The organism is Burkholderia ubonensis (assembly GCF_902833085.1).
Classification (GTDB): domain Bacteria; phylum Pseudomonadota; class Gammaproteobacteria; order Burkholderiales; family Burkholderiaceae; genus Burkholderia; species Burkholderia ubonensis.
On the sequence record NZ_CADFEB010000002.1, the window covers coordinates 63544 to 87980 of the forward strand.

At 59.7% G+C, this 24437-nt stretch carries 25 protein-coding genes; 20 read left to right on the forward strand and 5 right to left on the reverse strand.

Features of this window, described 5'->3' with window-relative positions; all coding sequences use genetic code 11:
• Nucleotides 1-7 precede the first annotated feature (7 nt).
• On the forward strand, nucleotides 8-1648 hold the full coding sequence (gene groL, locus HWX31_RS04215; protein WP_059611329.1) for a chaperonin GroEL: 1641 nt from the start codon (nucleotides 8-10) through the stop codon (nucleotides 1646-1648).
• Between the two features lie 142 nt (nucleotides 1649-1790).
• On the opposite strand, the gene HWX31_RS04220 is transcribed toward groL, so the two are convergent.
• The 4 genes from HWX31_RS04220 to HWX31_RS04235 all read right to left on the reverse strand — a co-directional run bounded on the left by HWX31_RS04220 (nucleotide 1791) and on the right by HWX31_RS04235 (nucleotide 4826).
• Nucleotides 1791-2153 carry a lysozyme inhibitor LprI family protein gene (locus HWX31_RS04220; protein ID WP_174965858.1) on the reverse strand — a complete coding sequence of 121 codons (363 nt, stop codon included), beginning with the start codon at nucleotides 2151-2153 and terminating at the stop codon, nucleotides 1791-1793.
• A 284-nt stretch (nucleotides 2154-2437) separates the two neighbouring features.
• Entirely contained in the window at nucleotides 2438-2887 is a 450-nt protein-coding gene (locus HWX31_RS04225; RefSeq protein ID WP_174965855.1) for a hypothetical protein, read from the reverse strand.
• A 4-nt stretch (nucleotides 2888-2891) separates the two neighbouring features.
• A complete protein-coding gene (locus HWX31_RS04230; protein ID WP_174965856.1) occupies nucleotides 2892-3506 on the reverse strand; it encodes a peptidoglycan recognition protein family protein in 615 nt (204 codons plus the stop codon).
• Between the two features lie 453 nt (nucleotides 3507-3959).
• On the reverse strand, nucleotides 3960-4826 hold the full coding sequence (locus HWX31_RS04235) for a hydroxymethylpyrimidine/phosphomethylpyrimidine kinase (RefSeq protein ID WP_059611335.1): 867 nt from the start codon (nucleotides 4824-4826) through the stop codon (nucleotides 3960-3962).
• A gap of 218 nt (nucleotides 4827-5044) precedes the next feature.
• Between HWX31_RS04235 and HWX31_RS04240 the strand changes: the two genes are divergently transcribed.
• The 8 genes from HWX31_RS04240 to HWX31_RS04275 all read left to right on the forward strand — a co-directional run bounded on the left by HWX31_RS04240 (nucleotide 5045) and on the right by HWX31_RS04275 (nucleotide 11626).
• A complete protein-coding gene (locus HWX31_RS04240) occupies nucleotides 5045-5215 on the forward strand; it encodes a rubredoxin (protein ID WP_004186709.1) in 171 nt (56 codons plus the stop codon).
• 105 nt (nucleotides 5216-5320) lie between these two features.
• Entirely contained in the window at nucleotides 5321-6628 is a 1308-nt protein-coding gene (locus HWX31_RS04245) for a hypothetical protein (RefSeq protein WP_175933872.1), read from the forward strand.
• Between the two features lie 166 nt (nucleotides 6629-6794).
• A complete protein-coding gene (locus HWX31_RS04250; protein ID WP_059611337.1) occupies nucleotides 6795-7373 on the forward strand; it encodes a YqgE/AlgH family protein in 579 nt (192 codons plus the stop codon).
• On the forward strand, nucleotides 7370-7819 hold the full coding sequence (ruvX, locus tag HWX31_RS04255; protein WP_059611340.1) for a Holliday junction resolvase RuvX: 450 nt from the start codon (nucleotides 7370-7372) through the stop codon (nucleotides 7817-7819). Before HWX31_RS04250 ends, ruvX begins: the two co-directional genes overlap by 4 nt.
• Nucleotides 7806-8321, forward strand: coding sequence for a bifunctional pyr operon transcriptional regulator/uracil phosphoribosyltransferase PyrR (gene pyrR, locus HWX31_RS04260; protein ID WP_059611342.1), 516 nt, complete (start codon nucleotides 7806-7808; stop codon nucleotides 8319-8321). The genes ruvX and pyrR overlap by 14 nt, the downstream gene beginning before the upstream one ends.
• A gap of 73 nt (nucleotides 8322-8394) precedes the next feature.
• Nucleotides 8395-9426 (forward strand): aspartate carbamoyltransferase catalytic subunit, encoded by a 1032-nt coding sequence (locus HWX31_RS04265; RefSeq protein ID WP_059483352.1) that lies wholly within the window; start codon nucleotides 8395-8397, stop codon nucleotides 9424-9426.
• A gap of 51 nt (nucleotides 9427-9477) precedes the next feature.
• A complete protein-coding gene (locus HWX31_RS04270; protein ID WP_174963251.1) occupies nucleotides 9478-10752 on the forward strand; it encodes a dihydroorotase in 1275 nt (424 codons plus the stop codon).
• 16 nt (nucleotides 10753-10768) lie between these two features.
• Nucleotides 10769-11626, forward strand: coding sequence for a lysophospholipid acyltransferase family protein (locus tag HWX31_RS04275; RefSeq protein WP_174963254.1), 858 nt, complete (start codon nucleotides 10769-10771; stop codon nucleotides 11624-11626).
• A 22-nt stretch (nucleotides 11627-11648) separates the two neighbouring features.
• On the opposite strand, the gene HWX31_RS04280 is transcribed toward HWX31_RS04275, so the two are convergent.
• The gene (locus HWX31_RS04280; RefSeq protein WP_174963365.1) at nucleotides 11649-12485 is read right to left on the reverse strand and encodes a symmetrical bis(5'-nucleosyl)-tetraphosphatase; all 837 of its coding nucleotides are present in this window, start codon (nucleotides 12483-12485) and stop codon (nucleotides 11649-11651) included.
• A 344-nt stretch (nucleotides 12486-12829) separates the two neighbouring features.
• On the opposite strand from HWX31_RS04280, the gene rfbB reads away from it, so the two are divergent.
• The 11 genes from rfbB (at nucleotide 12830) to HWX31_RS04335 (ending at nucleotide 24400) form a co-directional block, all read left to right on the forward strand.
• Entirely contained in the window at nucleotides 12830-13891 is a 1062-nt protein-coding gene (gene rfbB, locus HWX31_RS04285; RefSeq protein ID WP_174963256.1) for a dTDP-glucose 4,6-dehydratase, read from the forward strand.
• A gap of 11 nt (nucleotides 13892-13902) precedes the next feature.
• Nucleotides 13903-14796 (forward strand): glucose-1-phosphate thymidylyltransferase RfbA, encoded by an 894-nt coding sequence (rfbA, locus tag HWX31_RS04290; RefSeq protein ID WP_174963258.1) that lies wholly within the window; start codon nucleotides 13903-13905, stop codon nucleotides 14794-14796.
• Complete coding sequence (gene rfbC, locus HWX31_RS04295; protein WP_174963260.1) at nucleotides 14781-15332, forward strand: dTDP-4-dehydrorhamnose 3,5-epimerase; 552 nt, start codon at nucleotides 14781-14783, stop codon at nucleotides 15330-15332. The genes rfbA and rfbC overlap by 16 nt, the downstream gene beginning before the upstream one ends.
• Before the next feature lie 11 nt (nucleotides 15333-15343).
• The gene (gene rfbD / locus HWX31_RS04300; protein ID WP_174963262.1) at nucleotides 15344-16276 is read left to right on the forward strand and encodes a dTDP-4-dehydrorhamnose reductase; all 933 of its coding nucleotides are present in this window, start codon (nucleotides 15344-15346) and stop codon (nucleotides 16274-16276) included.
• Nucleotides 16277-16430: 154 nt separating this feature from the next.
• Nucleotides 16431-17183, forward strand: a complete 753-nt coding sequence (locus HWX31_RS04305; protein WP_244143656.1) for a glycosyltransferase family 2 protein — start codon at nucleotides 16431-16433, stop codon at nucleotides 17181-17183.
• A gap of 42 nt (nucleotides 17184-17225) precedes the next feature.
• Nucleotides 17226-18068, forward strand: coding sequence for an ABC transporter permease (locus HWX31_RS04310; RefSeq protein WP_244143657.1), 843 nt, complete (start codon nucleotides 17226-17228; stop codon nucleotides 18066-18068).
• Nucleotides 18022-19932 carry an ATP-binding cassette domain-containing protein gene (locus HWX31_RS04315; protein ID WP_174963273.1) on the forward strand — a complete coding sequence of 637 codons (1911 nt, stop codon included), beginning with the start codon at nucleotides 18022-18024 and terminating at the stop codon, nucleotides 19930-19932. Before HWX31_RS04310 ends, HWX31_RS04315 begins: the two co-directional genes overlap by 47 nt.
• A gap of 47 nt (nucleotides 19933-19979) precedes the next feature.
• Nucleotides 19980-21011 carry a DegT/DnrJ/EryC1/StrS family aminotransferase gene (locus HWX31_RS04320; RefSeq protein ID WP_244143658.1) on the forward strand — a complete coding sequence of 344 codons (1032 nt, stop codon included), beginning with the start codon at nucleotides 19980-19982 and terminating at the stop codon, nucleotides 21009-21011.
• Nucleotides 21012-21013: 2 nt separating this feature from the next.
• The gene (locus HWX31_RS04325; protein WP_174963277.1) at nucleotides 21014-21955 is read left to right on the forward strand and encodes a glycosyltransferase; all 942 of its coding nucleotides are present in this window, start codon (nucleotides 21014-21016) and stop codon (nucleotides 21953-21955) included.
• A gap of 16 nt (nucleotides 21956-21971) precedes the next feature.
• The gene (locus HWX31_RS04330) at nucleotides 21972-23069 is read left to right on the forward strand and encodes a glycosyltransferase (protein WP_174963279.1); all 1098 of its coding nucleotides are present in this window, start codon (nucleotides 21972-21974) and stop codon (nucleotides 23067-23069) included.
• A 35-nt stretch (nucleotides 23070-23104) separates the two neighbouring features.
• Nucleotides 23105-24400, forward strand: coding sequence for an ATP-grasp domain-containing protein (locus HWX31_RS04335; RefSeq protein ID WP_174963281.1), 1296 nt, complete (start codon nucleotides 23105-23107; stop codon nucleotides 24398-24400).
• Nucleotides 24401-24437: the final 37 nt, after the last annotated feature.

The following is a 24437-nucleotide window of genomic DNA, read 5'->3' on the forward strand; positions in this document are numbered from 1 at the left end:
TTAGAAGATGGCAGCTAAAGACGTCGTATTCGGCGATTCCGCCCGCTCGAAGATGGTCGAAGGCGTGAACATTCTCGCCAACGCAGTGAAGGTCACGCTGGGTCCGAAGGGCCGCAACGTGGTGCTCGAGCGCAGCTTCGGCGGCCCGACGGTCACCAAGGACGGCGTGTCGGTCGCGAAGGAAATCGAGCTGAAGGACAAGCTCCAGAACATGGGCGCGCAAATGGTCAAGGAAGTCGCTTCCAAGACCAGTGACAACGCAGGCGACGGCACGACGACGGCAACCGTCCTCGCGCAATCGATCGTTCGCGAAGGCATGAAGTACGTCGCATCGGGCATGAACCCGATGGACCTGAAGCGCGGCATCGACAAGGCAGTCGCAGCGGCTGTCGAAGAGCTGAAGAAGATCAGCAAGCCGTGCACGACGAACAAGGAAATCGCACAGGTCGGCTCGATCTCGGCGAACAGCGACTCGTCGATCGGCGATCGCATCGCTGAAGCGATGGACAAGGTCGGCAAGGAAGGCGTGATCACCGTCGAAGACGGCAAGTCGCTGGCCGACGAGCTGGACGTCGTCGAAGGCATGCAGTTCGACCGCGGCTACCTGTCGCCGTACTTCATCAACAACCCGGACAAGCAAGTCGCCGTTCTCGAGAACCCGTTCGTGCTGCTGCACGACAAGAAGGTGTCGAACATCCGCGATCTGCTGCCGGTGCTCGAACAAGTCGCGAAGGCAGGCCGTCCGCTGCTGATCATCGCTGAAGACGTCGAAGGCGAAGCGCTCGCAACGCTGGTCGTCAACAACATCCGCGGCATCCTGAAGACCGTTGCGGTCAAGGCGCCGGGCTTCGGCGATCGCCGCAAGGCCATGCTGGAAGACATCGCGATCCTGACCGGCGGTCAAGTCGTCGCGGAAGAAACCGGCCTCACGCTCGAGAAGGCAACGCTGGCAGAACTGGGCCAGGCGAAGCGTATCGAAGTGGGCAAGGAAAACACGACGATCATCGACGGCGCAGGCGAAGCCGTGAACATCGAAGCGCGCGTCAAGCAAATCCGCACGCAGATCGAAGAAGCGACGTCGGACTACGACCGTGAGAAGCTGCAAGAGCGCGTGGCGAAGCTGGCCGGCGGCGTGGCAGTGATCAAGGTCGGTGCTGCGACCGAAGTCGAAATGAAGGAAAAGAAGGCACGCGTCGAAGATGCGCTGCACGCAACCCGCGCTGCCGTTGAAGAAGGCATCGTCCCGGGCGGCGGCGTTGCGCTGATCCGCGCACGCACCGCGATCGCAGGCGTGACCGGCGCGAACGCCGACCAGAACGCCGGCATCAAGATCGTGCTGCGCGCAATGGAAGAGCCGCTGCGCCAGATCGTCACGAACGGCGGCGAAGAAGCGAGCGTCGTGGTGGCAGCGGTTGCTGCAGGCAAGGGCAACTACGGCTACAACGCAGCGACGGGCGAGTACGTCGACATGGTCGAAGCCGGCGTCGTCGACCCGACCAAGGTCACGCGCACCGCACTGCAGAACGCAGCGTCGGTTGCTGGCCTGCTGCTGACGACGGACGCAGCTGTCGCAGAACTGCCGAAGGAAGACGCTCCGATGCCGGGCGGCATGCCGGGCGGCATGGGCGGCATGGGCATGGACATGTAATCGACTTCGGTCGATGGTGTCCGGAACGCGCGGCGACGCGCGTTCCAGCCAAGGAAGAGACCCGCAGCGATGCGGGTCTTTTTTTGTTTGTGCGATGGCGGGCGGAATCGGAAGCCCGACGGGCAGCACGAAGCTTCGCCGCCTACTTCAACGGCAAGCCGGACACTGCGTTGCGTAGTTGATCGGCTCGTCGATTGTTGAGCTCCGCGACGCAAGCCAAACGCTGCATTTCGAGAGCGTTGCCAATTGCTCCGCCGCCCAAAGATGAAGAAAATGCGCATTGTGCTTCGCGATATTTGACAAATGCCTTTTTTGAAGCGACAAACCTCGCCTTCGTAATTCGGATGTACTTGGAGTCTTCATCCCACCTGTCGAAATAATTCTCTGCCGTGTTTTCGGCGCGCTTCAAATTAGCTTCACTGTCTTGCTGTTTCTTCTGCAAACATTCCTTTACGCCGGTTATTTCGTATGAGCATTCGGCGCGAAGCTCTCGCTCACTCGGAATAACACTATTTGATGCGGCGAAGGAGCCCGGTGGTAAAAAAGGCTACGAGAACTATTGTTCGCATGTTGCAGCCTTTCCTTGACGAAGCGTTAGCAGCACGTAGTCGAGTTTCGTAGCGTAATTGGGATCGCCGCCCCCGTTATAGCGTTGTGCGATCGATGTCGTGGATATCCGTCTCCAGCTTGTGATGACGCGTTGAACCGATGCTTTCTGGTACTTCAATACTTGCCCCGGTCGCAGAACGGTAGTCGTCGGATTGAGCTTCTTCAGCGCGTAGCCCATCTTCAGAAACCCGGCAGATAGCACGACGCTTCGTCATCTGCGTCATGAAGCCCATAGCTGCACGCAAACGGATCATGCCAGCCGTTGTGACGACCGTTGTAGAGATAGACCGTGTTTCCGCTCGATGCCCAAGTGAGTGACGCCGTGCCGCTGGAGTAGATGCGCCATTTGCCGGAGCTGCCATCCGGAAAGGACACGGTGCCGCTCGCACGGCAGGGCGAATAGTAATCGTGTGCGACGAACTTGCCGTCAATCGGCACGGCTCTGGAAAAGAACTGCTTCAGCTGTGCAACGGTCGGTGTGAATTTCCTGCATGCCTCCCTGGTCAGCGGGTCATGCCTGTCAGAGGACTCGCCGGATTCAGTAATCGTCACGGCGCTGACTTCTCGAGCGTGGCAAATGGACAGGGGGACGCACAAGGCGACGACGGCGACATATCCATGCAAGCTCATTTCGTCACTCCCATCTCGCCGTGCTTGCCTCGGTCGCGTTTTTGCGACCGACTTCCGGATGCCGATATACCTCGCTCATCTGGACGTCCAGTGTTTCGGACAATTCCCGTATCAACCATCTGAGAGATGCATTTTGTTCGTTGGTTACGTCCTCGTAAACAGGTTCGCCGGTCTTCTCGTCCATATAGTACATGCCGACTAGCTCGATTCCGATCGAGTCCGAATTCGAGGGGTAGCGGTCCGGAAATGGTTTTTGGGATTCGTGACGATGAAATACCGTGGGGCCGGCTTTGTATGCTCGTCTTGCTGCCTGGATGTCGGTTGGGGAGCACTTTAGGGTTCTGATGCAGCGGGACTGCAATTTGCCAACATGATTGGTAATTCTGCACAAGGATGCAGTTTGATAAATGGTCCCGTCTTTGTCGATCAGGAAGTGTGCGCCATTGGGTACGTGCGTGTTATTGCTGTAGCTATTGAAGGTGCTCGATGTTGTCGTTCCTCCCGTCTGATGAACGACAATTCCGTTGACTTTCTCCATTGGTCCTCGCTCAATAGACGGAAAGATCTTTACGATGACGTGCTCTGCATCCACGTGTCCTTGCTTCGAAATAAACAGCATGATTTCTCCGATTTTCAGATCGCTTTGTTGGCCTGGATGTCGTATCCCATGCCTACTATTCCGCCACTTCCGCCCTGAGAGTTATGAACGTAACATGCCGGATAGTCCTGATCTATCGGACTGCTTCGATTTCCGGTTCGTTGCGCAGATGAAAAGTACTATTTGACGATCGTCAGCTTGCCGACGGTCGATACGATGCGAGCCAGAAATCGACGAGCAGTGAATTGACAGCAATCGTTAGGATGCGGGGATTGGCATGGCCCCCCCGATGAGTCGAGTGTCCGTGGTGCCACTTAGGGGTGGACTGCAAGCGTGACGGGCATCGCACGGAGCGAGAGATTTCGCACTCTCGATTCCGTGTCGATATCCAGATGCTGGTTACCGGATGAAGGCAAATGGCCTGAGGAGGAGGGGAGCGACGTCGCTTGTTCACATGGGTGAGCCCCCGACGACTCAATGCCGGTGCGTCGTCCTCGGCAGCGCGTCCGGCGTCATCGCGGGCGGCGAAGCATCCTCGTCGTTGCTGCGCGCCCAGAAGAACCGGTCCGGCAGGTACGCGCCCATGCCCGGCCGGAACGCGTCGCGCACGGCCTGGTACAGGTATTCCTGCGCCTCGCGCACCGCTTCGGGCGGCTCCTGCCCGTTCGCGAGCAGCGCCGCGATCGCCGCGCCGAGCGTATCGGTGAGGCCCATCAGCCGGTGCGGCGTGCGATCCCACATGTCTTCGCGGATCTGGCCTTCCTCGCCGTACAGCGTATTGACGAGCCGATGCGAGCCGGCTTCGGACGCGAGAATGTACTCGCAGCCCTGCGACAGCAGATGCGACAGCGCGGCGTCGAGATTCGGCGCTTCCGCGTCGCCGTCCGGCTGCGCGAGCGCGATCAGCGTCGCATGGTCGGCGACCAGCAGCGTCGTCTGCGGTGCAAGCAGGTCGGCAATCGATTCGCGCAGGTCGTCGGCGGCAAGCACGTGCTCGTCGTCGAGCGTGAAATCGGGCGCGAGCACGAGCGGCACGCCGTCATAGTCGGCGACCACCTCGGCGATCGCGCTCACGACTTCCGCGCGCGTGGTCGCGCCGATCTTGAACGCGGCGACCGGCATGTCCTCGAGCAGCATGCGCGCCTGCGCGGCGACGACGTCGGGATCGAGGCCCGTCACCTCGTCGCAGGCAGCCGAGTCACGCACGGTATAGCCCGTCAGGACGGACACGCCGTGACAGCCCATGCTCGCCAGGGTCATCAGATCGGCTTGGAGGCCGGAGCCGCCGGTGGGATCGGACAAGCCGAAGGTAAGGACGATCGGAGGGGCGTTGCTGGACATGGACAAATGGGGCAAGAAGAAACGGTCAAGCGGGGCGGGCTGCACCAGCGGCGTGCGCCCTTTGCAGCCATTATGCGGCGGAAAACCGGCACGCAGAACGGATTTTTTAGCGCGACGCAACGAAGGCGCGCGCGTGGAGCGCGATCGCTAGGCAGTCCGGCCCCGACACGGTACCATCATGGCTCCCGAATTTACCGACCTTCCCTACGCGGCTTAAGATGGAATACAAGAGCTGGATGTGCCTGATTTGTGGCTGGATTTACGACGAAGAAGCCGGGCTGCCCGAAGAGGGCATCGCCCCGGGCACGCGCTGGGAAGACGTCCCGATCAACTGGACGTGTCCGGAATGCGGCGCGCGCAAGGAAGACTTCGAGATGGTCCAGATCTGACCGGACCGTCGCCCTCAGGACATTCCGCTCCGGCCTCCGTGCCGCCGGCGCTTTGGCGCGGCGGCAACGCGAGCAGCTTGGCCATGACCAGCGCGAGTGCCCTCGATGTCCGATCAGGCGGTAATACCCGTTATTGATGCACTGCCCAACCCGCGCGGCGGGGCGGTGCGGGCGGCCGACGCGTGGCTCGCGGCGGCCGAGGCGGCGTTCGATCGCCGCGATGATGCGGCCGCGCCGTTGTCCGCGGCTGCGGCCGTGCTCGCCGAAGCCGGCTGGCTGCCCGCGGCCCGCTTCGCGGGCCAGCTGGCGCAGGCCGCCGCGCTCGTCGCCACCGAGCCGACTTCCGCCGGATGCCGGGCCGCGCTGCGCGATTTCCGGGCCGCGGTCGCACGGCACAACCTGCGCGAGCTCGCCTGCTCGCCGATCCTGTTCGACCACTTCCGCACGCTGCGCACGCAGAGCGCGGCCGACCTGCGCGTGCAGGTGCCGTACGACACGCTCGCGCTCGCCGGCCGCGCGGTGCCGCCCGCCTCGCTGCGCGTGCTGCCCGCCGCGGCCGTCGCGCGCACGCGCGCACGCTACGAGCAGGCGCTGCTCGCCGCGCTGCGGGCGCACCAGGTGCCGCCCGATGCGGCGCTCGACGCGCTCGACGCCTGCATGACCGAACTCGCCGCCGACGCGCCCTATGACTTCTGGCGGCTCGCGGCCGCGTGCATGCGTGCGCTGCGCGCAAGCGGCGCGATCGAACTGAAACGCTTCCTCGCGCGCACCAACCTGCTGCTCGGCGAGCACGCGCAGGGCCGCCGGGCCGCGCCGCCCGACCTCGTGCGCGAGACGGTGGCGCTGCTGTGGCGGGACTTCGCGCTGTTCGGCGCGGCGGCCGAGGACGTCGCGCTCGTCGACGTGCTGCACGACTACGGATTGACGGTCGACTGGCACGTGGCGGGCACGCCGGCGTCCGAAGCGCTGTGGGAGGCCGACGCCGCGCGCGCCGAGCAGGACGCGATCGCGGCGGCGCCGACCCGCGAGCTCGGCGTCGTGACCGTCAACGCGCATGCTTACGAGGATTTCCTGCAGACCGCCGACGCGTCGATGGCCGACCTCGCGGCTGATCCGGCGACGGCCGACGCGAGCGCCGCATGGCGCGCGGCCGAAGCCGCGTACCGCGTGGGCGCGGCGGCCTGTGCGCTCGGCCTTGGTCATGCGGCGCTGCTGGCCGACGCGCTCGGCCTCGCGTGGCGCCGCGCCGCGCACGGCGTGCCGGCGGCCGAAGGCGGCCTCGCGGCGCACCGGCACGCGTCGGACATGCTGCGCGCGGCGCTGCTCAAGATCGCGGCCGGCGTGGCGCCGCCGGACCTGAGCGCGGCCGGCGAAGCTCTCGGCGCCGCGCTCGGCCGGACCGGGCACGGTTGATGCGTCGCGGGCGCCCGTGCCGCGCGCCCGGCAACGCGCTGCCGCCGGCTCCCGTGTGCATGTTAGAGTGCCGTGTGATCCGTGCGCGCCGTTGCCAGCGCGGCGCGGCGTTGCTTGTTGATCGCGGCCGCCAACAGGCCGCGGTGTCTTTGCTAAAATCCAAACCATGTCAAAGCCTTCCGATCGCATCAACCTTACCAACCAGTTCCTGATCGCCATGCCGAACATGGCCGATCCGACGTTCTCGGGAACGGTGGTCTACCTTTGCGATCACAGCGAGCGCGGCGCGCTCGGCCTCGTCATCAATCGTCCGACCGACATCGACCTCGAATCCCTGTTCAACCGCATCGACCTGAAGCTCGAGATCGAGCCGCTCCTGCACATCCCCGTGTATTTCGGCGGCCCGGTGCAGACGGAGCGCGGCTTCGTGCTGCACGAGCCGGTCGAGGGCGCGAGCTACAACTCGTCGATGTCCGTCGAGGGCGGGCTGGAGATGACGACGTCGAAGGACGTGCTCGAGGCGGTCGCGACGGGCACGGGCCCGAAGCGCTTCCTGCTGACGCTCGGCCATGCGGGCTGGGGCGCGGGGCAGCTCGAGGAGGAAATCTCCCGCAACGGCTGGCTGACCGTCGCCGCCGATCCGCGGATCGTGTTCGACACGCCGGCCGAGGAGCGCTTCGAGGCCGCGCTCGGCCTGCTCGGCGTCAGCTCGTCGATGCTGTCCGGCGAAGCAGGGCACGCATGAACGGCACGAGCGCGCGTGACGCGACGCTCATGGCGTTCGACTACGGCGAGAAACGCATCGGCGTCGCGATCGGCAATGCGCTGACGCGCTCGGCCCGCGCGCTCGTCGTGATTTCCAACTTGAACCGCGAGCACCGCTTCAAGGCGGTCGGCGACCTGCTGGCCGAATGGCGGCCGGACGCGCTCGTCGTCGGCCTGCCGATGCATCCGGACGGCACCCCGCACGACATGACGCAGCAGGCGAAGCGTTTCGGCAACCAGCTGAACGGCCGCTTCGGCCTGCCGGTGACCTGGGTCGACGAGCGCTATTCGTCGGTCGAGGCCGAGGCCGCGCTGCGCGAGCGGGACGTCCGCGGCCGCGCGCGCGCCGGGATGCTCGATGCCGAGGCCGCGCGCGTCATCCTTCAACAGTATCTCGACCAATTGTCCGACCATGAGCACCATTGACGCCGAGGCGCTATACCGCGTCCTGCTGGACCAGATCCGCGACGCGTACGGCGCGGCCTTCGCCGACGCGGGCGGCCCCCGGCTCGCCGGCATCCACAGCGGCGGCGCATGGCTGGCCGAGCGGCTCGCGCGCGATCTCGGCGCGCCCGGCTTCGGCGTGGTGAACGTCGCGCTGCACCGCGACGACTACGCGAAGAAGGGGCTGCACAGCCAGGCGAGCCCGACCTCGCTGCCGTTCGACGTCGACGGCGCGCGCATCGTGCTCGTCGACGACGTGCTGTACACGGGCCGCACCGTCCGCGCGGCGCTCAACGAGCTGTTCGACTACGGCCGTCCGGCCGCGGTCGAGCTGGCGGTGCTGGCGGACCGCGGCGGCCGCGAGCTGCCGGTCGCCGCGCGTTTCGCCGGCGGCACGATCGGCGTGCCGGCCGACGCGACCCTCGTGCTCGCACGCGACGACGCGGCGCAGTTCACGCTGCGCGTCGAGGCGCACGGCGGCTGAGCGCCCCGAACCAGGATCCCGGGCCGCCGGTTCGCGCCGCGGCCCGTTTGCATACGTTGGACTCACGCACATCATGACCACCGACACGACTGGCCGCACCGGCAATCCCGCTGCGGCCGCGAGCCCCGAGCGATTCCGCTACGGCTTCCTGAAGGGCAACCCGCAGCTCACGAAAAACGGCGAGCTGAAGCACCTGCTGTCGATCGAAGGGCTGCCGCGCTCGATCGTCACGCACATTCTCGATACTGCCGAGCAGTTCGTCAGCGTGACGGATCGCGAAGTGAAGAAGGTGCCGCTGTTGCGCGGCAAGTCCGTGTTCAACCTGTTCTTCGAGAACTCGACGCGTACCCGCACGACCTTCGAGATCGCCGCGACGCGACTGTCGGCCGACGTGCTGAACCTGAACATCAACGCTTCGTCGACGAGCAAGGGCGAGTCGCTGCTCGACACGATCAACAACCTGTCGGCGATGCATGCGGACCTGTTCGTCGTGCGTCATGCGTCGAGCGGCGCGCCGTACCTGATCGCCGAGCACTGTGCGCCGCACGTGCATGTGATCAACGCCGGCGACGGCCGTCACGCGCACCCGACGCAGGGCCTGCTCGACATGTACACGATCCGCCACTACAAGCGCGACTTCACGAAGCTGCGCGTGGCGATCGTCGGCGACATCCTGCACTCGCGCGTCGCGCGCTCGGACATCCACGCGCTGACCACGCTCGGCGTGCCGGAAGTGCGCGCGATCGGCCCGCGCACGCTGCTGCCGGGCGGGCTCGAGCAGATGGGCGTGCGCGTGTTCCACAACCTCGACGAGGGGCTCAAGGACGTCGACGTGATCATCATGCTGCGCCTGCAGAACGAGCGGATGAGCGGCGCGCTGCTGCCGTCCGCGCAGGAGTACTTCAAGACCTGGGGCCTGACGCCCGAGCGCCTCGCGCTCGCCGCGCCGGACGCGATCGTGATGCACCCCGGCCCGATGAACCGCGGCGTCGAGATCGACTCGCAGGTCGCGGACGGCCCGCAGTCGGTGATCCTCAACCAGGTCACGTTCGGCATCGCCGTGCGGATGGCGGTGATGGGCATCGTCGCCGGCAACAACGACTGAGCCCGCGCGCCGCGCACCCTTACACGCATTCAACGCATTCACAGACAGCGCATGAAGATTCATATCAAAGGCGGCACGCTGATCGACCCGGTCGCCGGCACCGAACGGCAGGCCGACGTTTTCGTCGCGGCCGGCAAGATCGCCGCGGTCGGCACGGCGCCGGCCGATTTCAACGCCGCGAAGACGATCGATGCAACCGGCATGATCGTCGCGCCCGGCCTCGTCGACCTGTGCGCGCGGCTGCGCGAGCCCGGCTACGAGCACAAGGCGACGCTCCAGTCCGAGATGGCCGCGGCCGTCGCGGGCGGCGTGACGAGCCTCGTGTGCCCGCCGGACACCGACCCCGTGCTCGACGAGCCGGGCCTCGTCGAGATGCTGAAATTCCGCGCGAGCAACCTGCGCCAGGCGAACGTCTATCCGCTCGGCGCGCTGACGGTCGGCCTCAAGGGCGAAGTGATCACCGAGATGGTCGCGCTGACCGAATCGGGCTGCGTCGGCTTTACGCACGCGAACGTGCCGGTGCGCGACACGCAGGTGCTGCTGCGCGCGCTGCAGTACGCGAGCACGTACGGCTTCACCACGTGGCTGCGCCCGCTCGACGCGTTCATCGGCCGTGGCGGCGTCGCGGCGAGCGGCCCGCTCGCGTCGCGGCTCGGGCTGTCCGGCGTGCCGGTCGCGGCCGAGACGATCGCGCTGCACACGATCTTCGAGCTGATGCGCGTGACGGGCGCGCGCGTGCACCTCGCGCGGCTGTCGTCGGCAGCCGGTCTCGCGCTCGTGCGCGAGGCGAAGGCGGAAGGCTTGCCGGTGACGTGTGATGTCAGCTCGAACCACCTGCACCTGATCGACGTCGACATCGGCTATTTCGATTCGCAGTTCCGCCTCGATCCGCCGCTGCGCAGCGAACGCGACCGCGAGGCGATCCGCGCGGCGCTGGCCGACGGCACGATCGACGCGATCTGCTCCGACCATACGCCCGTCGACGATGACGAGAAGCTGCTGCCGTTCGGCGAGGCGACGCCCGGCGCGACCGGCCTCGAACTGCTGCTGTCGCTGACGGTGAAGTGGGCCGACGAGACGGGCACGCCGCTCGCGCAGGCGCTCAGGCGCATCACGTCCGCGCCCGCCGACGTGCTGAAGTTGCCGGCCGGCCGCGTGACCGAAGGCGGTGCGGCCGACCTGTGCGTGTTCGATTCACGCGCGCACTGGCGCGTCGAGCCGCGCGGATTGAAGAGCCAGGGCCACAACTCGCCGTTCCTCGGCTACGAACTGCCGGCCCGCGTGCGCGCGACGCTCGTCGCCGGGCAGATTGCGTTCGAGAACTGAATCGCCGGACCGCGCCATGACAGCCCTTCGCAAGTTGCGCCTCGTCTTTCACCTGCTGCGCGGCATGACGATCGTCGCGCTGCGCTTTCCGCGCCTCGCGCCTGCGCAACGCATCGAGATGACCCGGCGCTGGTCCGTCAAGCTGCTGCGGATCTGCGGGATGCGTCTCGTGGTCCACAACGACGGCGCGCGCCTCGATTCGAGCGCGCTCGTCGTCGGCAATCACATCTCGTGGCTCGACATCTACGCGATCAACGCGTGGCGGCCGACGCCGTTCGTGTCGAAGGCGGAGGTGCGCCAGTGGCCGGTCGTCGGCTGGCTCGCGGCGCAGCTCGACACCGTGTTCCTGCAGCGCGAGAAGCGCACCGAGGCGATGCGGATCATGCACGAGATGGCCGACCGCCTGCGCAACGGCGGGTTGATGTGCGTGTTCCCGGAAGGGACGACCTCCGACGGGCAGGGGCTGCTGCCGTTCCATGCGAACCTGTTCCAGGCCGCGGTGTCCGCCGGCTGTGCGGTGCAGCCGGTCTGCCTGATGTACGAGGATGCGCAGGGGCGCCAGTCGGTCGCGCCGGCGTACATCGGCGAGCTGTCGCTCGGCAAGTCGCTCGATATGGTGCTGGGCGGCGGTCCGCTCGTTGCGCACCTGTACGTGTGCGATCCGATCGAGCCCGGTGGCGACCGGCGCGCGACGTCCGCGGCTGCACGCGAGTCGATTGCTGCGGCGCTCGAAACGATGCAGGCCGGCATCGGCCGGCCCACGGCCGATGCGCTCGCGCAGCTTGCCCGGGATGCCTACCCGGCGACCGAAGTCGGCGCCGGTGCGGCCGCCGACGGCGCGGCCGACGAGCCGGTGCCGGGCCGCGAAGGCTAGGGCCGGCGCGCGCTTACTCTCCTCACTCTCCGGGCGTGCGGCACGCCTCGCATTGCACCTGCGTGACCGTGCGTCCGGCCGGATCGGCCGTCAGGCGCACGGCCGACAGCTGATTTCCCCATACGCACCCCGAATCGAGCGCGATGACGTTGTCGCGCAGCATCAGGCCGAGCGCGGCCCAATGTCCGAACACGACCGTCACGTCTTCGGTGCGGCGGCCGGGCACGTCGAACCACGGCAGGTAGCCGGGCGGCGCGCTGGCGGGGCCGCCGCTCGCGCGGAACTCCATCGCACCGTCCGCCGTGCAGAAGCGGATGCGCGTGAACGCGTTGAATGCGACGCGCATCCGGTCGCGCTTTTTCAGGTTCGGATGCCATTGGTTCGGTTCGTTCCCGTACAGGTGCGAGAGCGTGTCGCGCCAGTCCGGCGCGCGCAGCGCGCGCTGCAGTTCGTCGGCGAGCTCCAGCGCGAGCGTGACGTCCCATTGCGGCAGGACGCCCGCGTGGACGAGCAGCATCCCGTGCTCGAAATGCGCGAACGGGAGATGGCGAACCCATTCCAGCAACGCTTCGGCGTCGGGCGCGTCGAGGATTTCGCCGATCGTGTCGCCGGGGCGTTCGGAGCGGATGCCCGCTGCGGCAGAGAGCAGGTGGAGGTCGTGGTTGCCGAGGACGACGGTGGCGCGGGGGCCGAGATCGACGAGCGCGCGCAGGGCGGCAAGGGAGGCCGGGCCGCGGTTGACGACGTCGCCGGCAATCCAGAACGGGGTGTCGGGCGGGGCGGCAAGCTTTTCCGTCAGCGAGGCGAAGGCGGAATGACAGCCTTGGATGTCGCCGATGGCGATGGGGGGAGGGGGCATGGGGGTGGGTGGTTGCAAGGCTGGGCGGTTAGGTAGAGAAAAGTTCGGCAAAATCGCTTGGTCACGCAATCGCTGCGCCACCCCAAGTGATTGATCTGACAAGCATTTTCGTGGGCGATGCGGGTTCGCACCGCTGTTTCAAGTTGTTAGCGGCATGGCTTTTGCATCAGGGAGCTTCTTATAATTGTTGCTTTCCCCGTGAAAATTAACATCAGATGACTTTGGCGGGCATGGCGACCGGGTAAAATGCCGGGCCTGAGGCGGCTCGGATGATGTCGCCACTTGCAATACCGACGTGGCAAGGTCCTGAGCGATGCTTGTCGTGAATTTCTAGAGGGAGCCTCATGATCCTGGTTACGGGCGGCGCAGGTTTTATCGGCGCCAATTTTGTACTCGACTGGCTGCGTCAATCTGATGAAGCCGTGCTCAACGTCGACAAGCTGACCTACGCCGGCAATCTTCGCACGCTTCAGTCGCTGGAAGGGAATCCGAAACACGTGTTTGCGCGCGTCGACATCTGCGATCGCGCCGCACTCGATGCGTTGTTCGCCGAGCACAAGCCGCGCGCCGTCCTGCACTTCGCCGCCGAAAGCCACGTCGACCGCTCGATCCATGGGCCCGCAGATTTCGTCCAGACCAATGTCGTCGGCACGTTCACGCTGCTCGAGGCAGCGCGTACTTACTGGAATGGCCTGGACGATGCCGACAAGGCTGCGTTCCGCTTCCTGCACGTGTCGACCGACGAAGTGTTCGGCTCGCTGTCCGCGACCGATCCGCAGTTTTCCGAAACGACGCCATACGCGCCGAACAGCCCGTATTCCGCGACGAAGGCGGGCTCTGACCATCTCGTGCGCGCATATCATCACACGTATGGTCTTCCGACGCTGACGACGAACTGTTCGAACAACTACGGTCCGTACCAGTTCCCCGAAAAGCTGATTCCGCTAATGATAGCGAATGCGCTCGCGGGCAAGTCGCTGCCGGTTTACGGCGACGGCCAGAACGTGCGCGACTGGCTGTATGTCGGCGATCATTGCAGCGCGATTCGCGAAGTGCTCGCGCGCGGTGTGCCGGGCGAGACGTATAACGTCGGTGGCTGGAACGAGAAGAAGAATCTCGACGTCGTCCACACGCTGTGCGATCTGCTCGACAAGGCCCGCCCGAAGGCTGCCGGCTCGTATCGCGACCAGATTACCTATGTGAAGGATCGTCCTGGCCACGACCGCCGCTACGCGATCGATGCGCGCAAGCTCGAGCGCGAGTTGGGCTGGAAGCCGGCCGAGACGTTCGAGACGGGGCTCGCGAAGACCGTCGACTGGTATCTCGACAATCAGGTGTGGGCCGACGAAGTGGCGTCGGGCGAATACCGAAACTGGGTCGAGACCAACTATTCGCAGCGCGCTTGAGGACTGACGCGATGGCACGTAAAGGCATCATTCTCGCCGGCGGGTCCGGTACGCGGCTGTATCCGATCACGCACGTCGTGTCGAAGCAGCTCCTGCCGGTGTACGACAAGCCGATGATCTATTACCCGCTGTCCACGTTGATGGTGGCGGGGATCCGCGATGTCCTGATCATCTCGACGCCGCAGGATACGCCGCGCTTCGAGACGATGCTCGGCGACGGCAGCCAATGGGGCATGAACATCCAGTACGCAGTGCAGCCGTCGCCGGACGGCCTTGCGCAGGCGTTCATCATCGGCGAGGACTTCGTCGGCAACGATCCGTCGGCGCTGATCCTCGGCGACAACATCTTCTACGGGCACGATCTTGCGAAACAGCTCGAACGGGCGCATGCGCAGGAAGCTGGTGCCACGGTGTTCGCGTATCACGTGCACGATCCGGAGCGCTACGGGGTAGTCGAGTTCGACCGGGAATTCCGTGCGCTGTCGATCGAGGAAAAGCCTGCGAAGCCGCGTTCGAACTACGCTGTGACGGGCCTGTACTTTTACGACAATCGAGTATGTGACATTGCGGCTGACATCAAGCCGTCGCCGCGCGGCGAGCTGGAGATTACCGATGTTAACTCGCGCTATCTTGAAGACGGCACGTTGAACGTCGAAATCATGGGCCGTGGCTACGCATGGCTCGATACCGGTACGCACGATTCGCTGATTGAAGCCGCGAGTTTCATTGCGACGCTGCAGAAGCGGCAGGGACTTGTCGTGGCATGTCCCGAGGAAATTGCATACCGCCGACACTGGATCGACGGCGAGCAACTGTTGAAACTTGCGCAGCCGCTTGCCAAGAACGGCTACGGCCAATATCTCAAGAACATTCTTACAGATCAAGTCGCATGGCCATCCAAGTAACCGCTACCGCGCTTCCCGAAGTAAAGATCATCGAGCCGAAGGTGTTTGGCGATGCTCGCGGATTCTTCTTCGAGAGCTTTAATGCACGAGAATTTGCCGAAAAGGTGGATGCAAGCGCCGTCTTCGTTCAAGACAACCATTCTCGCTCGGCAAGGGGGGTGCTGCGTGGCTTGCACTATCAGGTGCAGCACGCGCAGGGGAAGTTGGTGCGTGTTACCAAAGGCGAGGTGTTCGACGTCGCGGTAGATATTCGAAAGGGATCAACGAACTTTGGCGCTTGGGTCGGGGTAAGGCTTTCCGAAGAAAACCGGCGGCAAATGTGGATTCCGCCGGGATTTGCCCATGGCTTCCTGGTGGTCTCCGAGTCGGCGGATTTCCTATACAAGACGACCGACTACTGGTATCCGGAGTGGGAGCGTTCCATTCATTGGTCGGATCCGGCAATTGGCATTGAATGGCCATTGCTGGATCAGCCTGTCTTGGCTGCGAAGGACGCCGCGGCTCCGATGCTTCTGGACGCAGAGGTATTCAATTGAACGTAGCACCGATGTCGCGCACAAACGGACCCATTTTGATTCTCGGCGCCAGCGGTCAAGTCGGGTTCGAATTGGCACGCACGCTGAGTGGGCTAGGGACCATCATTTCTCTCGATCGCGCAGCGTTGTCGCTGGATGACCCGGCAGCCGTGCGCAAGGTTGCTGTGGAAGTCCGACCGTCTGTCATCGTCAATGCGGCTGCATATACGGCCGTTGATCGCGCAGAGACGGACGCCGAGGCGGCGAAGGCGGTGAATGCGGACGCCCCCGCTTTGTTGGCGGAGTGCGCGAATAGCGTTGACGCCGGGCTGATTCATTACTCGACTGACTATGTTTTCAGTGGTGGTCGCAATTGCAGCGGCCAAGACGCGGGGTATAGAGAAAGCGACGCAACTGGGCCGTTGAATGTTTACGGGGAGACCAAGCTTTTGGGTGAGCAGGCCGTAGTAGCAATAGCCAAGCGTCACCTTGTATTTCGCACCAGCTGGGTCTACGGCATGCGCGGAAAGAATTTCCTATTGACCATGTTGCGGCTGGCTCGCGAACGAGATGAGTTGAAGGTCGTTGCCGACCAGTACGGTGCTCCAACCTGGAGTCGTACGATTGCAACTTTGACTGGTCATGTGCTGGCACAGAAAGCCGCGATCGGGATCGATGCAGATGATTGGTGGACAGAAAAATCCGGTATTTATCATCTGACTGCGGCGGGAGTTACCACATGGGCAGATTTCGCTGCTGAAATCTTCCGGCTCGCAATTTCTGAAGAGGCGAAGCGCCCGAAAGTGATGCGAATCTCATCATCGGAATACCCGACTCCGGTGGCTCGACCGGCGAACTCTGTCTTGTGTAACGACAAGCTTCGATCGCAATTTTTCCTCGATCCGCCTGCCTGGCAAACAGCTTTGGCGCTGTGTCTGAGAGAGGGGACGATTGGCGGCGTCTAACGGTCCTTCGGCAGATCCGAGGCGCTTTGGCGCGGTCGTTGTGCTGTTCTATCCCGATGACCAATGTATTGCACGAGCGAATCGGCTATCCGAATTCATGACGTGCGTTGTCGTTGACAACACGCCTGCGGGCGAGTCGATAGCGCGTGTCTCGATGCTGAACTCGAGGGTGTTGCAGGTGCGCAATTTCGCGAATCTTGGTATTGCGACTGCTCAGAATCAGGGTGTTGCCGAGCTGCTTGCGCAAGGGATCGAATTTGCGTTTCTTTTCGATCAGGATAGCGATGCGCCTGCGACGCTGCTTCAAGGGCTCATGGAATATGCTGCTTGCTTGTCAGCAAAGAGCGAAAACGTAGCTCTGATTGGTCCTGCATACTTCGATGCGAGGTTTGGCGCAGTCACGCCATTTGTCCAGTTTTTGCCGTTCCGCCTCAGGCGGATACCACCATACGGAACATCTCCTGTCGAGGTCGATTTTCTAATCTCGTCAGGGTCATGCCTGAATTTGAAATTTTGGCGTGATATCGGGCCGATGGAAGATGATTTATTTATCGATTTTGTTGATGTCGAGTGGTGTCTTCGTGCAAAACGAAAAGGGTTTCGAATTGTAGGGCTGCCGTGGCTCGTCCTGACGCATTCGTTGGGTGAACAGCCAGTACGTCTGCTCAATCGCCCCTATCCGTTGCATAGCCCAATTCGTCGGTATTACCAGGTTCGGAATCTGCTGGTTTTACTTTCGAGAGGCGACGTTTCTTGGATATGGAAATCCCGCGAGGTGTTGCGCTTGCCAGTTAGAGTAGTGATTTATGTATGCAAAGGTGGTCGCTCCATCAGGGCGAATGCGTCCATGGTCTGGCGAGGAATTCGCGATGGATTTGCCGGGCGGCTAGGGCCGTTTCGGAATTAAATGATTTGGTGTTTGATAATATCCTATTGGAATTTTTGTGAAATGGATATTATCTCGATTGAGATTATAGGCGAACCTGGGATGCATATTCTTTCTTTTTTGAGGGTGCCGTTTAAAAACCGTTATCTATTGACGGAGCTGATCAAGCGCGACATTTCGATCCGATATCGTGGTTCTTTGATGGGGATAATGTGGGCGGTCGTGAACCCGCTTTTGATGTTGGTTGTCTATACGTTCTTCTTTAGCGTCGTATTCAAGGCGCGTTGGAGCACGGCAGGCGACTCAAAAGGTGATTTCGCGATGCTGCTGTTTTGCGGTTTGCTGGTGTTCAATTTTCTTGGCGAGTGCTTGAATCGGTCGCCCGCGCTGATTTTGTCAAACTCGAACTACGTTAAAAAAGTTGTTTTCCCGCTAGAAGTTCTTCCGTGGGTGGTCGTCGGGTCAGCTCTCTTTCATGCTGTCATCGGTTTTGGTGTGTGGTTTTCCTTCTTTGTTGTTGTGAAGGGATATTTGCACTGGACATCGATGCTGCTTCCGGTTGTGCTCCTTCCGATCATTTTCTTTGCTGCGGGTTTTTCGTGGCTTTTATCTTCATTTGGGGTTTATCTGCGTGACATTGGTCAGTTTGTGACTATTTTGACCGCCGTGTTGCCATTTACGTCGCCTATTTTCTTTCCTATTACGGCATTGCCTGAGAATTTTCAGGTGCTTATGTACATTAATCCGCTGACTGTCGTTATTGATCAGGTGCGGAGTGTGCTTTTTTTTGGTGTGGTCCCAAGTGGGGTTGAGTACGTTGTTTACCTTGCTATATCTCTGATTTTTGCATTTTTGTGCTTTGTCTGGTTCCAAAAAACTCGCCGGGGATTTGCTGATGTCATGTGATGACGCTATCTTGCAAGTAAGAGACGTCTCCAAGGTGTTTCATATTTATGACGCACCGGTTGACCGTCTCAAGCAATCTATTATGTCCCGGTTGTGGAAAGGGCGAGTGGGCGATCGGAGTTATCATAAAGAGTTCTGGGCGCTCAAGGGCGTTGATTTTGACGTGGCTCGCGGAGAAACCGTTGGCGTGATCGGTAGGAATGGTGCAGGCAAGTCGACTTTACTGCAGATAATCTGCGGGACTCTGCTACCAACCCACGGACACGTGACGGCGCGCGGCAAGATTTCTGCATTGCTCGAACTAGGTGCCGGGTTCAACCCCGAGTTTACCGGGCGTGACAACGTCATGCTCAGTGGTGCAATTCTGGGCTTAGAACGCGAGGAGATTCTCAGCAAATTCGACGACATTGCTGCGTTTGCTGACATTGGGCAGTTTATTGATCAGCCGGTTAAGACCTATTCGAGCGGGATGTACGTCCGCCTGGCTTTTTCAGTGGCGTGCCACGTTGAGCCGGAACTGCTGATCGTTGATGAGGCCTTGGCAGTGGGTGACTCCGTGTTTCAGGCGAAATGCATGAATCGCATTCGCCGGATGATGGACGACGGGCTGTCATTGCTTTTTGTGAGCCACGACATCAGCGCCGTCAAGTCGCTTTGCTCAAAAGCCGTGTTGCTTGAGCAAGGACAAATGGTCGCATTTGCCGACACTGCACATGTCGCAAACCTGTATACGGGGATCGTGCACGAAAAGAAGGCTCAGGATGAGACCGGATTCGAAAAGACGGCGGCCATCGAGCGCGTCGGCGACGGTGCAGCGACATACCTATCAGTAGAGACCGTCGACGAGTATGGCCGCCCCAAAGAAACCTTCGAACACGGTCAAGACGTGTACGTGGTTGCCTCGTTCAAGATGAATGTCGATATCTCGATGGTCGGTATCGGCATTCATGTGAGAGACAGAACGGGAGCAGACGTCGCCTACCTTGATAACTTGCTCGAGAGCCAATTTCTTACAAATGTCAAAGCGGGCGAAGTATACAAAGCCAAGTGGCGGATCCCGTGTGCGTTTGTGCGAGGGCGCTATGACATCGCAGCAGTGGTTTCCAGGCCGGGTCCTGACGCTGACCCGATGAGTCAGATTGCCGAAGATTACGTGATCGCCGATTTCGTGGCCGTCGCTACGCAATTTGGTGTGATAGGCGAGTGGAACATCTACGGGAATTTGCGTTTCGGTGCGTTGGAGGAAATCCAGTTTCTGACGCAGGAAACAGAAGAAGACAATGTTCTTGCGCTCGACGTTCCTCCCAAGGTGTTGACTGACGTCGATCCCGGCATGTCGCCGTTGATGCTGCACATCGCGTGCGGGCACAACGTTATACCGGGCTGGATAAACATCGACGCGTATGGCGGAGCCGACGTGTACCGATGGGATCTTGCGAAGGGATTGCCGTTTCCTGACGGTTCGGTCGACTATATTTTTACCGAGCATTTTATTGAGCATCTTCCGAAGGCTAGCGGGCTGGCGTTTCTCGGCGAGGCTCGTCGAGTTCTCAAGCCGGGGGGGATTCTTCGACTTTCGACACCGTCGCTAGAGTATCTCGTCAGTCGATATGCAGAAGGGAAATTGGACGAATGGGCAGACGTCGGTTGGGTCGTTCAAGAAGGGGCGGACCTCATTAATGAGAGTCTTCGTAATTGGGGGCATCAATACATGTATGATGCCGCCGCGCTTTCCTCGGCAATGAAACAGGCCGGATTTGTAAATATTTCCGTCGTCCCATGGCGTGAAAGTGATCACGTATCACTGAAAGGCTTAGAATGCAGACCATTTCATCAAGATCTAATTTTTGAAGGAAGCAAGTAATGATAATTACGGTGACTAAGCCTACATTGCCAGACCTTGATGAATACGTGGAATTGCTCGAGGGGATTTGGCGCAGAGAGTGGCTGACCAATCACGGCCCGTTGGTAAACGAGCTTGAGGCGAAGTTGAAGGAATTGCTTGGGGTTCCAAATACTTTGTTTCTCTCGAACGGTACGATAGCGCTTCAAATCGCAATCAAGGCACTTGAGCTGAAGGGCGAGATTATTACCACTCCGTTTAGCTATGTGGCGACTACGTCGAGCATCGTGTGGGAGGGTTGCAAACCGGTAATGGTTGACATTCTGCCTACCAGTCTGACTATTGATCCGGAAAAGATTGAAGCTGCCATCACGGAACGAACGACCGCAATACTGGCAACACATGTGTTCGGCAATGCATGCGAAATCAGCGCAATTCAGGAAATCGCCGATAAGCACAATTTGAAAGTTGTCTACGATGCTGCACACGCGTTCGGGACGCAGTATAAGGGCAAATCAATCTTGCACTATGGCGATATTTCGACGACCAGCTATCATGCAACGAAATTGTTCCATACGGTGGAAGGTGGCGGTGTATTTTGTGAGGATCCCGCACTTCTCGAGCGGATGGCGCTGCTGCGGAATTTTGGACACTTGAGTCCAACTTCGTTCGGCCCACCGGGCATAAATGGGAAGAACAGTGAGCTGCATGCAGCAATGGGGTTGCTGAATCTTAAAAGAATCGACTCGGTTCTTGCAAAACGCCAGTCCGTTGCTGCACGCTATGATCGCAATTTTGCAGGCTCGAAATTGACGCGCCCTGTCATTACGAAAGGGTGCGCGTTTAATGACGCGTACTATGCGGTTATCTTTCCGAGTGAAACCGATCTGCTTCGTACTCTGACGCTCCTGAACGAACATGGCATCGTTCCGCGACGCTACTTTTACCCGTCACTGTCTCAGCTGTCCTATGTTGAGCCGTTCGACGTGCCGGTGTCGGAAGATATTTCGCGGAGAGTTTTGTGTCTTCCGACGTACTACACGATTTCGGATTCTGAGGTCGATATGATTAGCCAGTTGGTCCTTCGGGGGCAGAGGTAGACATGAAGGATTCAAACAAACCGCGGATTTCAGTGCTTCTGGTTACCTATAATCATGAAGAATATGTCGCCGACGCATTGAAGAGCATCATCAATCAGAACTACGACGGGTTTATTCAGATTGTCGTGGCGGATGACGCGTCAACCGACGGCACGTTGGCCGTGATCAAGGGGTATGAAGGAATCGATTCGCGATTTTCATTTAAGTACTTGGATTCGACAAAGAATCGAGGGATTACGCGAAATTACCAACGCGCCTTCGCAGAATGTGAAACCGAATATGTGGCCGTTCTCGAGGGTGACGATCTGTGGACGCATCGCAAAAAACTCACCAAGCAGATTGGCATTATGGATGATTGCTCGGAATGTGTGATGTGTGCGTCGAATTACTTTATCTGGGACGAGGGCGGTGCACGATTTACTTCGCGCACGTCTGTAGATTCGCTTGGATTTATGTATATCGATAGTCGCTATATTATCGGGGATAATTTGCCAGGGAATTTCTCGGCATGCATGTATCGTACGAGCGCTCTTCGTAGAATTGATCAACGGCTTTTTGATCTGAAGGCATATGATTGGGCGGTAAACATCTGCATTGGTATGCAGGGGCTAATTGCATATGCGCATGAACCGTTGTCAATTTATCGCGTTCATGGAGGTGGTGCGTGGAGCGGACTAAGCTCTGCGGATAAGATTCAGGAGCAGCTTGATGCTGTGGACGCATACGACAAGTTTACGAATGGAATCTTTGCGCACGAATTTGGCACGTTGCGTCGAAATTTAAAACAACGACAACTGCTCGAAAAAGGATCGTCGGCCGTAGGCGTGAAGGCGGGGTTGAGAGGTGTCAAGCGCGCAGTAAAGATGTTGACGCCGCCAGTAATGATTCATTTGGCGCGTTTGGTATTGCCCCCGGCGTTTTTTGTAATGCTGACTCGTCTTTAATTTGCCTGGAGTTTATGTGACAAATCCTCTCGTTTCAGTGATTATGCCGAGCTACAATCACGGCCTGTTTGTTGCCGATGCGATTGGTAGCGTGTTGTCGCAATCATTCGGCGATTATGAATTTCTTATCTCTGACGATGGGTCTAAGGATGATACGGTAGAGGTAATCGAGCGCTTTGATGATCCAAGAATAAAATTGAAGGCAAATCGGATCAATAGAGGTGCATGCGTCGTCCATAATGAGCTGCTTGATATGGCGCGAGGGAAATATGTCGCGTTGATCAATTCGGATGACATGTGGAAGCCCGGGAAACTTGCTTTGCAAGTGAATTATATGGAAAGCCATCCTGAAATAGGTGGTCACTTTGGGCGTGCATCTTACATCGATAAAGATGGGGGGGCGCTGTCGAAGAGTGACGTCGCGTTCGGGCGGGTATTTGATCAGTCAAACAGGTCGCAGGGTGATTGGCTGAGATTTTTCTTTGATATCGGTAATTGTCTGTGTCATCCGACTAGCCTCATTAGGCGAGAATGCTATGTGGAGTTGGGGGGCTACAACAATCGCATGCGTCAATTGCCGGACTATGATATGTGGGTGCGATTTATAAAATCGTACAAAATTCATATCGATGACGCTCCGCTAATTGATTTTCGTGTGTTGCCGGGGGAGAACGCCAGTGCGCACACGTCGGAAAATTCTATTCGTACAATTAATGAGCATTATCTAATTGCCGCGCATTTTTTTGACAATGTCGGCTCGAATCTGTTTGTGAATGCATTTCGTGATCGAATCAAATGCAGCGAAGGTGCATCGCGCGAGGTGATGGAGATCGAGAAGACTTTGCAATATTTCGTTCATAATCAATGGCTTGGCGGTGTCTACAAGGCGGTGGGACTGCGTCGGCTGTTCGATCATTTGTGTGACGAGCGGCAAAGGGAAATTCTCGAACGCGACTATGGTATTGACGATCGTGAGTTTCAAAAAATGTCGGCCGGTTTTGACGCGTTTCGACCGAATATTCCGTTGGCTACGGTGCCTGATCATCTGATTAAGGACGAATTTGTCAAGCGGGTTAAATATCGGATTGTGCGGCGATTTGCGCGACGTCGTTAAAGACGCTCTGATGGAATAGGGTAGGGGTTCGGATTATGAAAAAGTGGAATGTATTGGTTTACCCTGCGGGTACGGAAATAGGATTGGAGATTGCGCGTTCGCTGAGTTTCTCCAAGCATTTTAACTTGGTTGGGGCGAATTCCATTCGTGACCACTCAGATATACTGTTTCCGACGCTGATTTGTGATCTTCCGGATGTGCGGAATAAAGATGCACTTCTATCGCGAATCTCGGAGATAGTTGAGGGGCATCAAATTGATTTGGTGTTTCCTGCGCACGACGAAGTGATGGAGTTGTTCTCTACGGTTGCGTTCACGGGGGCGGTGGTTATTGCTCCAACTCGTGAAGCGGCTGCCATCATGCGATACAAGAGCACAACTTACGAGGCCCTGGCAGACACATCGTTTCTGCCAAAAGTGTTCGATGAACTGAATGCTCAGGACGCCGTTTTGCCTCTGTTTGCTCGCCCAGACAGAGGGCAAGGTTCGGTTGGCGTATTCAAGATCAACTCGAAGGAGCAGCTGACGGAATGCTGGGGCGATGACCAGAAGTACATCGTAACCGAATTCCTTCCTGGCGCCGAGTACACGGTCGATTGCTATACCGCACGTGACGGAAGCCTGCAGTATCTTTGCGCGCGAGAAAGGCAACGTATTCGAAATGGGATATGCGTGAGAGCAGAAGAACAAGATCCTGCCGAATTCTTGCCGATTGCTGAAGAAATCGCGAAGCGGATTCCTGTTCGCGGACCGTGGTTTTTTCAGGTCAAGCGCGATAGCCAAGGGGCACTCAAGCTGATGGAAGTTGCGAATCGGATTGCGGGAACTATGGGGTATGAGCGACTAAAGGGGGTCAATCTTGTTCAGGCGGCACTTTGGGAGGCTTTGGGCAAATCCGTGTCGCTGCCTAAGGTTCCGGCGGCTTCCTTCATCTATGATCGGGCATTGTACGAGGGCATCAAGTTTGAGGGCAGGCTTGAACACTTGTACGTCGATCTGGACGATACGCTGCTGTTTGCCGACGGATCGGTGAATTACGAACTCATAGGCTATATCGTCGGGCTCAGGTTGAATCGTGGGACGAAGGTTACCTTGATAACCCGCCATGATCGGAGCGTTGACGAAACATTGGCTAAGTTGGGTATTGCTGAGCAATTCGACAAGATCGTTCACCTTGACAAGGTCGAGAGTAAAGCGCCTTATGTGGTTGGGGAGAACGTCGCGTTTGTGGACGATTCGCATGCCGAGCGTCGTGCTGTCTCGGAGGCAAACCCGACTGCACTTTGTTTCGGACCGGAGGCTCAGCGGGTCTTGTCCGGATATCTGGTCTAGGGCGCAATGGCTTGGTCCCGGTCTCTACCGGGCCTAA

What these genes read in the sequence shown, in the direction of transcription:
- groL (WP_059611329.1), top strand. Translation starts at nt 8, where the DNA reads ATGGCAGCTAAAGACGTCGTATTCGGCGATTCCGCCCGCTCGAAGATG.
- HWX31_RS04225 (WP_174965855.1), bottom strand. Translation starts at nt 2,887, where the DNA reads ATGAGCTTGCATGGATATGTCGCCGTCGTCGCCTTGTGCGTCCCCCTG.
- HWX31_RS04230 (WP_174965856.1), bottom strand. Translation starts at nt 3,506, where the DNA reads ATGCTGTTTATTTCGAAGCAAGGACACGTGGATGCAGAGCACGTCATC.
- HWX31_RS04235 (WP_059611335.1), bottom strand. Translation starts at nt 4,826, where the DNA reads ATGTCCAGCAACGCCCCTCCGATCGTCCTTACCTTCGGCTTGTCCGAT.
- HWX31_RS04240 (WP_004186709.1), top strand. Translation starts at nt 5,045, where the DNA reads ATGGAATACAAGAGCTGGATGTGCCTGATTTGTGGCTGGATTTACGAC.
- HWX31_RS04245 (WP_175933872.1), top strand. Translation starts at nt 5,321, where the DNA reads ATGTCCGATCAGGCGGTAATACCCGTTATTGATGCACTGCCCAACCCG.
- HWX31_RS04250 (WP_059611337.1), top strand. Translation starts at nt 6,795, where the DNA reads ATGTCAAAGCCTTCCGATCGCATCAACCTTACCAACCAGTTCCTGATC.
- ruvX (WP_059611340.1), top strand. Translation starts at nt 7,370, where the DNA reads ATGAACGGCACGAGCGCGCGTGACGCGACGCTCATGGCGTTCGACTAC.
- pyrR (WP_059611342.1), top strand. Translation starts at nt 7,806, where the DNA reads ATGAGCACCATTGACGCCGAGGCGCTATACCGCGTCCTGCTGGACCAG.
- HWX31_RS04265 (WP_059483352.1), top strand. Translation starts at nt 8,395, where the DNA reads ATGACCACCGACACGACTGGCCGCACCGGCAATCCCGCTGCGGCCGCG.
- HWX31_RS04270 (WP_174963251.1), top strand. Translation starts at nt 9,478, where the DNA reads ATGAAGATTCATATCAAAGGCGGCACGCTGATCGACCCGGTCGCCGGC.
- HWX31_RS04275 (WP_174963254.1), top strand. Translation starts at nt 10,769, where the DNA reads ATGACAGCCCTTCGCAAGTTGCGCCTCGTCTTTCACCTGCTGCGCGGC.
- HWX31_RS04280 (WP_174963365.1), bottom strand. Translation starts at nt 12,485, where the DNA reads ATGCCCCCTCCCCCCATCGCCATCGGCGACATCCAAGGCTGTCATTCC.
- rfbB (WP_174963256.1), top strand. Translation starts at nt 12,830, where the DNA reads ATGATCCTGGTTACGGGCGGCGCAGGTTTTATCGGCGCCAATTTTGTA.
- rfbA (WP_174963258.1), top strand. Translation starts at nt 13,903, where the DNA reads ATGGCACGTAAAGGCATCATTCTCGCCGGCGGGTCCGGTACGCGGCTG.
- rfbC (WP_174963260.1), top strand. Translation starts at nt 14,781, where the DNA reads ATGGCCATCCAAGTAACCGCTACCGCGCTTCCCGAAGTAAAGATCATC.
- rfbD (WP_174963262.1), top strand. Translation starts at nt 15,344, where the DNA reads ATGTCGCGCACAAACGGACCCATTTTGATTCTCGGCGCCAGCGGTCAA.
- HWX31_RS04305 (WP_244143656.1), top strand. Translation starts at nt 16,431, where the DNA reads ATGCTGAACTCGAGGGTGTTGCAGGTGCGCAATTTCGCGAATCTTGGT.
- HWX31_RS04310 (WP_244143657.1), top strand. Translation starts at nt 17,226, where the DNA reads ATGGATATTATCTCGATTGAGATTATAGGCGAACCTGGGATGCATATT.
- HWX31_RS04325 (WP_174963277.1), top strand. Translation starts at nt 21,014, where the DNA reads ATGAAGGATTCAAACAAACCGCGGATTTCAGTGCTTCTGGTTACCTAT.
- HWX31_RS04335 (WP_174963281.1), top strand. Translation starts at nt 23,105, where the DNA reads ATGAAAAAGTGGAATGTATTGGTTTACCCTGCGGGTACGGAAATAGGA.